Origin of the sequence: Streptomyces sp. NPDC002838, from assembly GCF_040295365.1 — a bacterium.
In the GTDB taxonomy this organism is placed as follows: domain Bacteria; phylum Actinomycetota; class Actinomycetes; order Streptomycetales; family Streptomycetaceae; genus Streptomyces.
In genome coordinates this window covers 43,808-56,473 of the sequence record NZ_JBEOVF010000029.1, presented here as the reverse complement: position 1 = coordinate 56,473, position 12,666 = coordinate 43,808, and the positions used below count along the sequence as shown (strand labels likewise).

General features: G+C 72.6%; 10 protein-coding genes and 1 pseudogene. 1 reads left to right on the top strand and 10 read right to left on the bottom strand.

Annotated elements, in window-relative coordinates; all coding sequences use genetic code 11:
• Positions 1-25: 25 nt before the first annotated feature.
• The 4 genes from ABT063_RS31235 to ABT063_RS31220 all read right to left on the bottom strand — a co-directional run bounded on the left by ABT063_RS31235 (position 26) and on the right by ABT063_RS31220 (position 7,186).
• Complete coding sequence (locus ABT063_RS31235; RefSeq protein WP_351063044.1) at positions 26-2,134, bottom strand: ATP-binding protein; 2,109 nt, start codon at positions 2,132-2,134, stop codon at positions 26-28.
• 179 nt (positions 2,135-2,313) lie between these two features.
• Positions 2,314-3,021 (bottom strand): Pvc16 family protein, encoded by a 708-nt coding sequence (locus tag ABT063_RS31230; protein ID WP_351062934.1) that lies wholly within the window; start codon positions 3,019-3,021, stop codon positions 2,314-2,316.
• Complete coding sequence (locus tag ABT063_RS31225; RefSeq protein WP_351062932.1) at positions 3,018-6,299, bottom strand: hypothetical protein; 3,282 nt, start codon at positions 6,297-6,299, stop codon at positions 3,018-3,020. The genes ABT063_RS31230 and ABT063_RS31225 overlap by 4 nt, the downstream gene beginning before the upstream one ends.
• Positions 6,300-6,493: 194 nt before the next feature.
• Entirely contained in the window at positions 6,494-7,186 is a 693-nt protein-coding gene (locus ABT063_RS31220; protein ID WP_351062930.1) for a response regulator transcription factor, read from the bottom strand.
• Positions 7,187-7,418: 232 nt separating this feature from the next.
• Between ABT063_RS31220 and ABT063_RS31215 the strand changes: the two genes are divergently transcribed.
• Positions 7,419-8,735 carry a COG1470 family protein gene (locus ABT063_RS31215; RefSeq protein ID WP_351062929.1) on the top strand — a complete coding sequence of 439 codons (1,317 nt, stop codon included), beginning with the start codon at positions 7,419-7,421 and terminating at the stop codon, positions 8,733-8,735.
• A gap of 126 nt (positions 8,736-8,861) precedes the next feature.
• Here the strand turns inward: ABT063_RS31215 and ABT063_RS31210 are convergent, their stop codons facing one another.
• The 6 genes and pseudogenes from ABT063_RS31210 to ABT063_RS31185 form a co-directional block, all read right to left on the bottom strand.
• Positions 8,862-9,179 carry a carboxymuconolactone decarboxylase family protein gene (locus tag ABT063_RS31210; RefSeq protein WP_351062928.1) on the bottom strand — a complete coding sequence of 106 codons (318 nt, stop codon included), beginning with the start codon at positions 9,177-9,179 and terminating at the stop codon, positions 8,862-8,864.
• Positions 9,176-9,403: a carboxymuconolactone decarboxylase family protein gene (locus ABT063_RS31205; protein ID WP_351062926.1), complete on the bottom strand. Its 228-nt coding sequence runs from the start codon at positions 9,401-9,403 to the stop codon at positions 9,176-9,178. Before ABT063_RS31205 ends, ABT063_RS31210 begins: the two co-directional genes overlap by 4 nt.
• Positions 9,404-9,554: 151 nt before the next feature.
• Entirely contained in the window at positions 9,555-10,118 is a 564-nt protein-coding gene (locus ABT063_RS31200) for a dihydrofolate reductase family protein (RefSeq protein ID WP_351062925.1), read from the bottom strand.
• Between the two features lie 180 nt (positions 10,119-10,298).
• A pseudogene (locus tag ABT063_RS31195) lies at positions 10,299-10,373 on the bottom strand (hypothetical protein); the annotation flags it as partial.
• A 111-nt stretch (positions 10,374-10,484) separates the two neighbouring features.
• Positions 10,485-11,417 carry an ABC transporter permease gene (locus tag ABT063_RS31190; RefSeq protein ID WP_351062924.1) on the bottom strand — a complete coding sequence of 311 codons (933 nt, stop codon included), beginning with the start codon at positions 11,415-11,417 and terminating at the stop codon, positions 10,485-10,487.
• A complete protein-coding gene (locus ABT063_RS31185) occupies positions 11,410-12,666 on the bottom strand; it encodes a quaternary amine ABC transporter ATP-binding protein (protein ID WP_351062923.1) in 1,257 nt (418 codons plus the stop codon). The genes ABT063_RS31190 and ABT063_RS31185 overlap by 8 nt, the downstream gene beginning before the upstream one ends.

Genomic DNA, 12,666 nt, shown 5'->3' with positions numbered 1-12,666 from the left:
CACGTCACGCCACGCGGCCCGCCCCTCAAGCACCGGTGGCCTCCGCCAGATACGGCCCGAACTCGCTCTCCAGCACCAGCCGTCCGAGCTTGCGGTACTCCTGCGCGACCGCCGTCACCACCTGCCGCATGGTGAGCGGCTCGCCGGACTCCGCCGCGAGGTAGGCCGCCGTCACCGCGCAGGCCCGGATCGAGCCGCCGGCCAGTTCGAAGCGGTCCGCGCAGAAGGCGAGGTCCAGGTCGCCGGCCCGGGGCAGCCGGTCGCCCAGGCACCGATCCCACAGGGCGAGGCGCTGCCCGGCGTCGGGCACCGGGAAGTCCGCCACCACATCCAGGCGGCGCGTGAACGCCTCGTCCAGGTTGGCCCGCAGGTTGGTGGTCAGTACCGCGATCCCGTCGAACGACTCCATGCGCTGGAGCAGGTACGCCGACTCGATGTTGGCGTGCCGGTCGTGCGCGTCCTTCACGTCGGAGCGCTTGCCGAAGATCGCGTCGGCCTCGTCGAAGAGCAGCACCGCGTTGACCGCCGACGCCTCGGTGAAGATCCGTTCCAGGTTCTTCTCCGTCTCCCCCACGTACTTGTCCACAACTGTGGACAGGTCCACCACATACAGGTCCATGCCCAGGTCCGCCGCGACGACCTCGGCGGACATGGTCTTGCCGGTGCCCGACTCGCCGGCGAACAGCGCGATCACGCCGCGCCCCCGGCCGCCGCCGGGCCGCATCCCCCACCGCCCGAGCACCTGCTCGCGGTGGCGGGCCCGCAGCGCCAGTTCGCGCAGCTGCCGGTGGGTGGGCGGCGGGAGCACCAGATCGTCCCAGCCGACTCCCGGCTCCACCCGGCGGGCGAGCCGGTCGAGCCCCGCGCCGTTCTGGGCACGTACGGCGGTGCGCAGGTCGTCGGGGCTCACCGGTCGGCCCGCGAGGGCGGCCGTACGCACCGCCACGTCGGCGGCGCGGCGCAACTGCCCGGAGTCCAGGCGGTGCGCGGCGACCGCCCGGGCGAGCGGCCCGGCGTCGCCGATCATGGAACCGTGCCCCGCGTCGCCGCCGGTCACGGAGCCGTCACCGGCGGCGCCGGCGGCTCCAGCGACACCTGCGGCCCCAACGGCTCCGGCGGCCCGGTCCAGGGCGTACCTCCAGCGCGCCGCCTGCCGCTCGGGCGAAGGCGCCGACACGGTCAGGACGACGGGGGTGTCAGCCGCCCACGCCGGGTCCCAGCCGACGGTGCCGTGCGTGAACAGCGGGATCCCCTGCAGCGCCGCGCACAACGTCCTCAGTGTTCGGGCCCGTTCGGCGGGCTCCGCGGGCAGCGCTTCCAAGGGGCCGAGGACGACCCCGGCACCGGTCAGACGGGCTTCGCGGGCGGCCACCCGGGCGAGCTCCGGTACGTCGCCGGAACGCCGGGCGAGCGCGACCGCGTCCAGGACGAGCGGGCGCAGCCCGGCCGCGCGCAGAGCCGCGGCGGCCAGCCCCTCGGCGTCACCGCCCCGGCTGCGCAGATGGACGAGGCCGACGCCGGTCCCGGCCGCGGCCGCCGTCCGGTGGACCTCCGCCGCCTCGGCGGTCGGGTCCTCGCGGGCCTCGCCGAGCACTCCGGCGAGCCGGGCGTCGGGCCGCGCGCTGCCCAGCAGATGCCCGGTGACCCGGTCGGGAACCACCAACGCCCGGGACAGCGGCGGCCGTTCCGGCTCGGTGACCTCCACCAGACCACCCGCGACCAGCGGCGCTCCGGGGGCGAGCCGGAACCGGGCGGATGCCGCGTCGGCGAGCCCGCACAGCTCCAGGGCGAGCCCGACCGTGGGCCGACGGCGCGTCAGGTCGTCGTTGAGATAGCCGTAGAGCTTTTCGAACCGCGCGTCCAGGTCGGGTGCCACCGCGACCAGGAGCAGGTCCATGTCCAGCGAGGACAGGCCGAACCGCCGGGCGAGTCCGTCGAGGACGGAACCGGCCGGCGGGTGCCAGGGCTCGTGGGCGGGTACGTCGAGACCGCCCGGCTCATCCAGGATGCGGGCCGCCGCCTCGGGCGTGAGGTACTGCCCCCGGTACGGGTCGTCGGGATCGGGATCGGCGGCACGCCGGACCGCCACCGCGTGCCGCACCCGTTCCTCGACCGCGCGCAGTCGCGTCCACAGGTGCTCTACGTCGGCGACGGCTTCGGCGTCGGCGTCGGGCCGAGTGGTGGGCTGGGCGTCGGCTCCGGCGGTGGCATCGGCCGCAGGTTCGGCGCCGGCTCCAGCAGCGGCGTCGGCCGCAGGCCGGGAGGCGGCACCGGCGGCCGGTCCGGCGGTGCCGACGGGTTCAGCGGTGTGCGTCACGGCTGGCGGTCCCCCCTATGGCGGCGCCGGGCCGGGGCCACCCCCCGCTCGCGCGGACCGGCGAAGCCGTCCGTGCCGGGATCGCTCGTCTCCGCGTAGCGCAGCCGACGCCCCGACGCCGCTTCCCCGCCCTCGCGCCCAGCGGCGGAGCGCACCACGAGCCCTTCGGTGACCGGCGGTGCGACGGCCGCGGTCGTCCCGGCGAGCGGTGCCCGCACCCGCACCCCGAGCGACGCCTTCAGCTCCCCGCCGAGCGCCGACCACACATCGGAGGCGGCCGGTGCGTCGGACCCGGCCCCGGCGGCGTCCAGTCCCACGGTCAGGCCGAGGTCGGCGAGCGTGCCGGTGAGCAGCCGCGCGGGCAGCGTGTCGGTGGCGACCAGACAGGCGAGCACCTGCGAGAGCAGCCGGTGTTCGTCCTGCGGGCGGCTCGCCCACGCCGTGACCAGGTACGTCAGCTCGAACCAGCGAGGCGGGGTGCGCCGGGCCACCAGGTGCCCGTCCCCGTCGTACACCTCACCGGCGCCGCTGCCGCGCCGGGTGGCGTCCTCGCGGATGTCGTACAGGAAGACGCAGACCGTCGGGGCGCTGCGGCGCGCCGCCCAGTCCCGGGTGGGGGCGTCGAAGACCACCTCGACGCCCGATGCCTCCAGGCCGGACTCGCCGAGCAGACGGCGCAGCCCCTCGTCGACCTCGTGGATCATCGGCGGACCATCTCGTCGGGCGGCTGCACGGTGCCGCTGACCACCAGGAAGTCGGTCGTCACCGGGGAGAACCCGGGGCCCCTGGCGGTGATGACGCGCGGTCCGGTCTGGTCCTTGGCGAGGATGAGCAGCTGGCCGATGAACGTGCCGTCCGGCTCCGGCACGGTCGGCGCCGCCGCCGCGGTGATCCCCGGCTTCCAGGTGAACCGCACCGGCGCTCCCGGCGGGAAGTCCGTGCCCCGCACCGAGGTGACGAAGCCGGGCTTGCCGATCTCCGGCACCGCGACGATCCGCGGCTGGAGGATGCGCAGCCGCTGCCGGGCGGTGTTGTCGCTCTTGTCGGCGTCCGTCCCGGTGGTGGTGAGGTTGCCGGTGACTCGGCCGGTCATCGCCTTCTTCGGGCTGAGGACGACCCGTACGACGGTGCTCGCGCCCGGGTCCAGGTCCGGCAGCGCGCACACCCAGGAGCGGTCGCAGCCCGCCGGCGGCCCGTTGTTCGGGATGCCCTTGGGCAGGCCTACGCGCAGCCGCAGCCCGGTCGCCAGCGCGTTACGGCCGTTGCGCACGGTGTACGTCACCACGACGCGCCCGCCGACGTAGCCGGGGTTCGGCTGGGCCGTGACGCGCACCCCTGGCCCGGCCTCCGGCTCCTCCGGGGGCACGGTGGGCGGCGGGGTCGTCGGCGGCTCGGTGGTGGGCGGCGGAGGGGTCGTCGGGGGCGCGGTGGTCGGTGGCGGCGGGGTAGTCGGGGGCGCGGTCGTCGGGGGCGGCGGGGTCGTCGGCGGCGGAGGCTCGGTGGCCTCGCGCACCGGCACCACGGTCCGGCCGGCGTTGTCGCTGGGCCGCGGGTCCAGGACGGTGCCGGTGACCGACCAGTCGACCGGCGCGTCGCCGGGAGTGACCCCGGTGAGGGTGACGGTCACCGGAACGGTGTCGCCGGGCTGCACCACGCCGACGTCGCACTGGAGGGATGCGGCATCGCAGGTGCCCCCGGGCCAGGTCAGGCCGGTGATCCGCACGCCGGGCGGCGGAGCGACGGTCAGCCGGGTGCCGGGTGAGGCGGCGGGGCCGTTGTTCACGACGTCGACCTGGACCGTGGTGGAGTCGCCGACGGTGACCTCCGGGGCGGTGCCGGGCGCCTGGACGGCGAGGTCCACGGACTGCTGGACGCTCGGCTCCTTCTGCCGGCCCGGGAGATCGCTGGTGAGCGGGGTGAGGTCGCCGGACTCGACGTCCAGGAGCTGCAGTTTCTCGGGGCTGTTGACCGCGAGGGCGGCGCGGGAGCTGAACACCAGGCCCTGGCCGTCGGCCGTCCAGGCCGCGTCCCGCGGCTGGAACGGGCCGGTGTCCGAGGTCTCCGGCAGCTCCCGGCCGCAGGCGCCGGGGAGATCGAGGAGGGAGGCGGGCAGCAGCACCTGGCAGTCGTCGCCCGACAGGGACGTCAGGAGGAGGCCGCCGCCTTCGTCGATCCGGCCGCCACCGCTCTTGCGGTTGAAGGCGATGTTGAGTCCGTCCGGGGAGAACGCCGGGCTGTCGTCGATGACCGCGCAGCTGCCCGGGCAGTTCGTGGCGCTCAGGTCGCGCTGCCGGGTCAGGTTGTTCACGGGCACGGTCCAGATGTGCTTGTTGCCGCCGCCCCCGTCGATCTCCATGTTGCGGGTGAAGGCCAGGGTGGTGCCGTCGGAGGACCAGGTGGGCTGGGCATCCTGGCCCTGGAGCTGCCCGGCCGGCGGGGTGATCTCGCCGGTGATCGCGCCGGTGGCCGCGTCCGCGATGAGGATGCGGCTGGGTCCCGCGGCCTCGCCGACGCCACCCGGCGAAGTCCGGGTGAAGGCGAGGTACTTGCCGTCCGGGGAGAACGTCGGGTCGGTGTCCCAGTCCGTCGCGGCGCGTCCCGCGAGCGGCATGGGCGCCGCGTTGGAGCCGTCGGCGTCCACCATCCAGATCCGCTCGATCCGTCGGCCGTCATCGTTGTTCTCGAAGCGGGTCACCACGATCCGGCGGCCGTCCGGCGTGTAGTTCTGCCGCTCGGTCCACGGGTCGTACGCGTCCCTGGGCTGGAACAGCGGGTCCTTGGCGGGATCGGTGTTGGTGTCGGCCTCCGGGTCCTCGTTGAGGATCGTCAGGCCCAGGTCGCGTGGGTCGGATCCGTCCATCCGGGCGTCCTGCAGCGTCACCACGTGCGCGCCGGAGAGCCCATCGTCAGGGGCTCCAGGAGCTGGGTCTGCCGCCGTGGTGCGATCCACCACCACGCCGCCGCCGTCGATCGGGCCGAGCCAGGTGGGCGAGAGGACCTCCCGGTCCTCATTGATCTCCAGCTGGGGTTCCTCGTCGGAGTGCGGGGGCGAACTGAACACATGGTCATAGTTGCCCGCACAGGTACAGGTGATCTCGGGGCTCAGGAACACCACCCCGTCCCCGTCGGGCTTCCACGCCGCCCCGTGGGCACGCCAGGTTGCGTACGTGCCCGCGAACAGCGGCTCGTCGCTGGTCCCGTCCGTGATCCGCAGCCGGGGCTGGGACTGCCCGTCGACGGTGGTGGTGGCGGTGTACGCGATCCAGTTCCGGTTCACGTCGTCGTTCACCGGGTTCCACGCGGGCTCGGTGGCCGCGCCGTTCTCGGGATCGGTGATCCGGGTGGCGGTGCCGCCTGCCAACGGCCGTACGTAGATCTGCTGCCCGACCGACGCGTCGCTGTCGCTCGAGTACGCGATCCGCTGCCCGTCCGGGGAGACCGCCGGGTCCTCCTCGTTCGCGGTGGTGTCGGTGAGCTGCGTCATGCCGGTGCCGTCGGTGCGCACCTGCCACAGGTCGCGCTGCGTCCCGCCGCCCAGGCCGCTCGCCTCGGCGGAGTCGAACAGCACGGACTGGCCGTCCGGGGTCAGCTGGGGGTGCGCCGCGTCCATGCCGCTGGTGAGTTTGCGTACCGAACCGTCGGCGGCCCGCAGATAGATCTGCGGGTTCTTCTCGTCGCGACGGCTCGCGAAGACCATCTGGTCGCCGACGGCGGACGGCTGGACGTCGAAGTGGGCCGGACCGTCCCCGAACAGCGGTGTGGTGGAGGGGTCGTTGGGGTCGGGCGTGGCCTTGCCGAGACTGCGGTGCCCGGTACCGGCGTACGCCACCCGAGTGTCCACGGCGGCGGCCGCCCGCGGCCTGGGCTCGGCGCTGCTGCCCTGCCCGGAGGCCGCCGTCACCCCGAGCAGCGGGAGCAGCAGCAACAACGACGTGCCGAGTCTGCCCAGGCGGTACCGCCCGCCGAGGCCAGCGGTTCCCATCACGGTCCCCCTCGCAGTGTGGTGCGGCATCTGGATGTGCCCCCGCCACCCTGCGACAGCCGCGTGCGCAGCGGCAGGGCGGCGGGGCCGTACCCGGGGGAAACGCGCGGTGCGCTTTCGGGCAGTGCCGGGTCCCTGGCCGTCGTCAGAGCAGCCGTCCCCAGCCGTCGTCAGATCAGCCGTCCCAGCCGTCGTCAGATCAGCCCGTTGCGCAGCGCGTAGCCGACCGCGTGGGCCCGGTTGCGCAGTTGCAGCCGCGTGGTGATCTCGTGCAGCACGTTCTTGACGGTCCGTTCGGAGTACGCGGTCTTGCGGGCGATCTCCGCGGTGTCCAGGCCCTCCGACACCAGGCGCAGCATGTCCGCCTCGCGGGTGGTCAGCGTGGACAGGGCCAGACCCCGCGGGTCGAGCGCCGAGCGCTGGAGGCTGGCCACGTGGGTGAGCAGCTTGCCGAGCAGGTCGCCGGGCAGCACGCCCTCGCCGTTGGCTATCGCCAGGACCACGTGGAGGAGTTGGTCCTGGTCGGCCTCGGCACGCCGCACCACCGCCGCCACGCCGCACTCGATGACGCGTTGCAGCGCGCCGGACCCGAGGGTGCCGATCACGAGGCCCGTGCGGGTGACGGCGTTGTGCCGCAGCCGGTGCAGCAGGGCGGCCACGTCGTCGTCGACATGGTCCACGACCACCAGCGATACCTCGGCCCGCTCCGCGTCGGCGTCGGCGAGCAGGTCGATCTCGGGGCGCTGGCGCAACTGCTGGACGACGCCGACGCGCAGGATCGGATCGGCGGCGTAGACGGCCACGGTCACCCGGTCCGGGCGACCGGAGCGAGAGGCCCGGTTGCTGGAGCCGGCAGGGGCCGGCTCGCCTAAGGGGGCGGCTGACATGGCAGGGCTGTTCTCCTCTGCGCAGGACATGGGGGGTACCTGTTTCATGAGTTCGGGGGGAAGGATGCCGAGGCGGGGCAGGCACCGGAAGGCGGCGCGCGGGAGGCGGCGGGCCTCACCAACGACTCACCGTGACACGTGAGTTGGCCTTGACTTCCCGGGCACCGCGACTGCCCGGGTGTTGCCCTCGCGCTCCTCGTGGCGCCCCCGGGCGCGGTCCTACCGTGATGGCGTGACGCCTTCTGCAGCTTCTTCCGGTCCCGGTGCGCCCGGCCTCGACATCCCGGCTGTGACGGTGGCCCCTGGCAGCACCGCCACGACCAGTCTGACCGTCCGCAACGACAGCGACATCGTCGAGGCGTACAGCCTGAAGGTCGTCGGGGACTGCGCCTCCTGGACGACCGTGGATCCCCCGCGGGTCTCGCTCTATCCCGGCACCTCCGAAACGGTGACGCTCCGTCTCGAGCCACCGCGCTCTCCGGAGATCCGGGCCGGTGAGATGCCCCTCGGAGTGCGGGTCCTGCCGACCGAGCACCCCGAGTCGGTGCGGGTCCTCGAAACCACCGTGCAGGTCGAGGAGTTCCACGAGCTGCACACCGAGCTGGCCCCGCGCCGCCGACGCGGCTGGCTGCGCGGCCGCTACCGGCTGGCGGTCCGCAATCAGGGCAACACCCCGGTACAGGTGGGCTTCACCCCCGGCCAGGCGGGCGAGGAGCTGGGGTTCGCCTTCAGCCCGGCGCAACCGAAGCTGGAGCCCGGCGAGTCGGCGGAGGTCGGGCTGCGGGTCCGCACGGGCAAGCCGGCGTGGTTCGGCGCCCCCGTGGTGTGGCCGTTCACCGTGGACACCGCCGAATCCGGTGACCAGGAGATCCGACGGGACGAGACCGAGGTCCGGGCGCCGCTGGACGCGGAGTTCGTCCAGATCCCGGTCTTTCCGAAGTGGCTGCTCATCGTGCTCGCGGCGCTGCTCGCGCTGTTGCTCGCCTGGTTCACGCTGGTCCGGCCCGCGGTGCGCAGCGCCGCCAAGGAAGCGGCCAACGAAGCGGTCCAGCCGCGCCCCACGCCCGGCGGGGAGCAGGGCGGACAGAGCCCGGGCACCGGTTCCGGCGGCGGTCCGGACGCCTCCCCCGGCGGCCCGGAGACGGGCGGGGCGCCCGGATCGGGCGACGACGGCACCTCGGCCGGCGGCGGCCAGCAGAGCTCGCAGACCATCGACGTGCGGACGTCCAGCGGGGAGACCAAGCCCGGTACCTACAAGGTGCCCGAGGACAGCGTCTTCGAAGTCACGGACATCGTTGTCGCCAACTTCCAGGGCGACGAAGGGCTGCTGACGATCTCGTTCGGCGACCGCAAGATCACCACGATCGCGCTGGAGACCTTCCGCAACCAGGACTATCACTGGGTCACCCCCATCAAGGTCACCGCGAACGACACCGTGACCGCCGAAGTGACCTGTTCGAAGCCGGGCACCCCAGCGACCGGTCAGCGGGCGCAGGGGTGCCACGAGATCCTGAACGTGAGCGGTGTGCTCAGCAGCACCACGCGATGAATCGCGCCCCACGTTCCTCATCATTCTTGATCTGTGCTGGTTACATCTGTAAGGAGCGACATCCTTTTCGTCTGGAATTGAATAACCCGGGACCGAAAACCAGCACCCGCGGTGTGCACATGATGGTCAGGCGGTGGCGATCCCGTGCTCCTCGAAGACCTCGCGCACGACGCCGACGGCATTGAGGGCCCGGGGGAACCCCGCGTACGGGACGGCCTGGATGACTGTCTCGATCACCTGCCTCGGTGAGAGTCCCATCCTGAGCGCGGCGTTGAAGTGCACCCTCTGCACGGGTGCGGTGTCGCCGAAGGCGATCAGTCCGCCCAGAGTGACGAGTTGCCGCTGCCGCAGGTCCAGCCCCGGTCGTGAGTAGACGTCCCCGAAGGTGAACTCGACGATGTACCGCCCGAGATCCGGTGCCACGTCGTTCAGGGACTCGATCACCTCGACACCGTGCTCGCCGTCGGCCTCCCGCGGTTTGCCCTCGCCCCGTCCATACGATCCCCGCCGGGCTCCACCTCGATCGGCAATCCCACGAAGGGAACCAGCTGGATCAGCGCCTCCACCACCTGCGCCGCGTCCAGTCCGACCCGCAGGGCCGCGCCGATGTGGAACCGAAACTGCGGAGCGCTGTCCCCTGCGGCGGTCAGCGCGCCGATGGTCACCATCTCAGTAGCCGTCCTCGACACGGGCGAGGGCGACGAAGCAGTCCGCCGTGACACCCCTAGGGCCTGTTGCGAGCACGATGTCACCACGGGCGACAACATCGGCGACATCGCGCACGAGATCGTCTCGTGGCTCAAGGGCGTAAGACACGGCCTAGCGCGCCACACGGTAGCGGTGGTAGACGACTCTCGAGCTGAAGGTGCGGTTCTCGACGAGTTCGAGATCCACCCGGCGCTCGCGCTGGGGAAAGAACGGAATGCCACCGCCGACCAGCACCGGGTAGACCATGGCCCGGTACTCGTCGATCAGACCCGACGCGGCCGCCTCGGCGGCGAGAGTCGCGCCGCCGATCGCGATGTCGCCCTCCCCCGGCTCGGCTCGCAACCGCTCGATCTCCTCCGCCAGGCCGCCGGAGGCCAGGCGGGCATTGCCCTGCACCGCGGACAGCGTGGTGGAGAACACCACCTTGGGGAGCGGCTTCCAGAGCGCGGCCCACTCGAGCATGGAGTCGTCGAGCGAGGGATCCTGGTCGGCGGTCTCCCAGTACAGCATCGTCTCGTACAGCCGTCGTCCCAACAGGTGGACGCCGACCTCTCGGATCTCGTCGATCCAGAAGCGAAAGACCTCCTCGTCGGGCGCCGTCCAGTCGAAGCCGCCGTCCGGCCCGACGATGTAGCCGTCAAGTGAGACGCTCATCGAATAGGTCACGCTGCGCATCAGAAGTCCTCCTCGGTGACGGGTTCGACAGTAAGACCGCCGGACGCCGCAGGACTCATCGCGACTCGCGGGATCCCCTGGGCCAAGGCGGTACCTTCTGAGCCTGGCCGTCCCGGCATGCCCCCCGGCGGCATGCTGCGCGTTGGCTCGCGCCTGGAGCTTGGTGAGCAGCCCCGCCCACACTCCCAGGCGCTGCCAGCGGCGGAACAGTCCGTAGACCGTCTGCCAGGCCCCATAGCAGGGCGGGAGGTCCCGCCACGGAACCCCGGGTCCGCACTCGCCACCGGATTACGTCGATCAGCATCCGCTTCGACCTGAACGGCCTGCCCTGCGGATCATGCCGCAGACCCGGGGCGAGGTGGCGCGTCAGGACGTGCCCTTCGCAAGTCCTGCGGCAGGGGTGGCCGGGGCCGCGCCTTCCGGCGCCGGGGCCGCGCGGTCCGCGGCAGGGCGGCGGCGCAGCCTCGGTATGCGGAAACCTGGGGTTCCGAGGCCGCCGGTGACCCGGTCCAGGAAGATCGCCAGGGCGACCACCGCCAGTCCGCCCTCGAATCCGGCACCGACGTCGAGCTGGGTCACGCCGCGGACCACGATCTCGCCGAGTCCGCCCGCGCCCACCATTCCGGCGATGACGACCATGGACAGCGCCAGCATGATCACCTGGTTGACGCCTGCCATGATCGACGGCATCGCGAGCGGCAGCTGGACCTGACTCAGTACCTGCCGGGGTCGTGAGCCGAAGGCCTGTGCCGCCTCCACGATCTCCCTGTCGACCTGCCGGATGCCGAGCGCGGTCAGCCGGACCGCGGGGGGCAGGGCGAAGACCGTCGTCGACACGGTGCCCGGCACGACGCCGATGCCGAAGAAGAACACGGAGGGGATGAGGTAGACGAACACCGGCAGCGTCTGCATGAAGTCCAGCACCGGCCGCACCGCCGCGGCGGCCCGGTCGCTGGTGGCCGCCCACACCCCGATCGGAACGCCGATCGCCACGGCCGCCGTACCGGAGATCAGCACGATGGTGAGGCTCTGCATCGCGGCGGTCCACAGTCCCATGGAGTCGACGAGCAGAAACGCCAGGATCGTGAAGACCACGAGCTGCCAGCGCCGGGTCGCGAGCCACGCGATGACGGCGAAGACCGGGATCAGCACCCCGGAAGAGGGCGTGTGCAGTAGCCAGTACACCGCGTTCACCACGGAGGTCACGGCGGACGACAGCCCGTCGAACACCCCGCCGAGGTGGCGCAGGAGGAACTGGATGCCGTCGTTGACGTAGTCCCCGACGGGGATCCTAGGCATGAGCACGGCCGGTCCTCCTCGGCTGGGCCAGAGCGGACAGGATGGCCGCCTTGGGTGCGACGCCGAGCAGCCGCCCGGCGGTGTCCACCACCGCGACCGGGACGATGCCCTGGCCCGCGAGGTGCAGGAAGTCCGCCAGCGGCCGGTCCGGCCGTACGGAGTGGTACGCGTCCCCCACCCGCCCGGTGAGATCCGGCTCGCCGTCCCGCAGGGCGTCGGCGAGGTCCTGGTCCCGTGCCACGCCGAGCAGCAGCCCGTCGCCGTCCACGATGAAGACGCCGATCGCCTCCGCGTTCGCCAGCCGCTCCAGCACCTCCGCGGGAGCCTCGCCGACGTGCGCGGTGAGCAGCGCGGGCCGCATCACCGCTGAGGCGGTCAGCACCCGGGACCGGTCGACGTCGGACACGAAGTCGCTCACATAGTCGTCCGCGGGCGCGGAGACGATCTCCGGCCCGGTGCCGCACTGCACGACGACACCGTCCTTCATCACCATGATCCGGCTGCCGATCCGCATGGCCTCGTTGAGGTCGTGGGTGACGAAGACGACGGTGCGCCGGTGCTCCGCCTGGAGCTCCAGCAGCAGATCCTGCATGTTCCGCTTGATCAGCGGGTCCAGCGCGCTGAACGGCTCGTCCATCAGCAGGATGTCGGCGTCGGTCGCCAAGGCCCGGGCCAGGCCGACCCGTTGGCGCATACCGCCGGACAGGGCGTCGGGACGTGCGTCACCGTGGGACCCGAGGCCCACCTGGTGCAGGGCCGCGTCGGCCCGTTCCAGCCGCTCCTTCGCCGTGACGCCCCGGATCCGGAGCCCGTACGCGGCGTTCTCCCGGACCGATCGGTGCGGGAACAGCGCGAAGTGCTGGAAGACCATGCTGATCCTGCGGTTGCGCAACTCCCGCAGCTCGTCCGCGTCCATGCCGGTCACGTCGGCGCCGTCGATCCGCAGCGTCCCGGACGTCGGCTCCACGAGCCGGTTGACCATCCGCAGCAGCGTCGACTTGCCGGACCCGGACAGGCCCATGACGACGAACAGCTCGCCCCGGCCGACGGTGAAGGCGACGTCATGGACGGCGAGCGTTCCCCCGGCCGCGGTGACGGCCTCCCGCCCGCCGCCGAGCAGCGCCGCGCCCCGGCGCTCGGGAAGCCCGTACACCTTGCTCAGGCCGGAGCCTTCGATCATCACGGGAGGAGCCGCCGAGGGAAGAGCGTCCGCGAGCGGGGCCCGGGTGGTGGGGAGTCCTGTGCTCAT

Coding starts and splice junctions, on each gene's coding strand:
- ABT063_RS31190 (WP_351062924.1), bottom strand. CDS start 11,417: ATGCCTAGGATCCCCGTCGGGGACTACGTCAACGACGGCATCCAGTTC.
- ABT063_RS31205 (WP_351062926.1), bottom strand. CDS start 9,403: ATGGTGACCATCGGCGCGCTGACCGCCGCAGGGGACAGCGCTCCGCAG.
- ABT063_RS31220 (WP_351062930.1), bottom strand. CDS start 7,186: ATGTCAGCCGCCCCCTTAGGCGAGCCGGCCCCTGCCGGCTCCAGCAAC.
- ABT063_RS31185 (WP_351062923.1), bottom strand. CDS start 12,666: ATGAGCACAGGACTCCCCACCACCCGGGCCCCGCTCGCGGACGCTCTT.
- ABT063_RS31230 (WP_351062934.1), bottom strand. CDS start 3,021: ATGATCCACGAGGTCGACGAGGGGCTGCGCCGTCTGCTCGGCGAGTCC.
- ABT063_RS31200 (WP_351062925.1), bottom strand. CDS start 10,118: ATGCGCAGCGTGACCTATTCGATGAGCGTCTCACTTGACGGCTACATC.
- ABT063_RS31225 (WP_351062932.1), bottom strand. CDS start 6,299: ATGGGAACCGCTGGCCTCGGCGGGCGGTACCGCCTGGGCAGACTCGGC.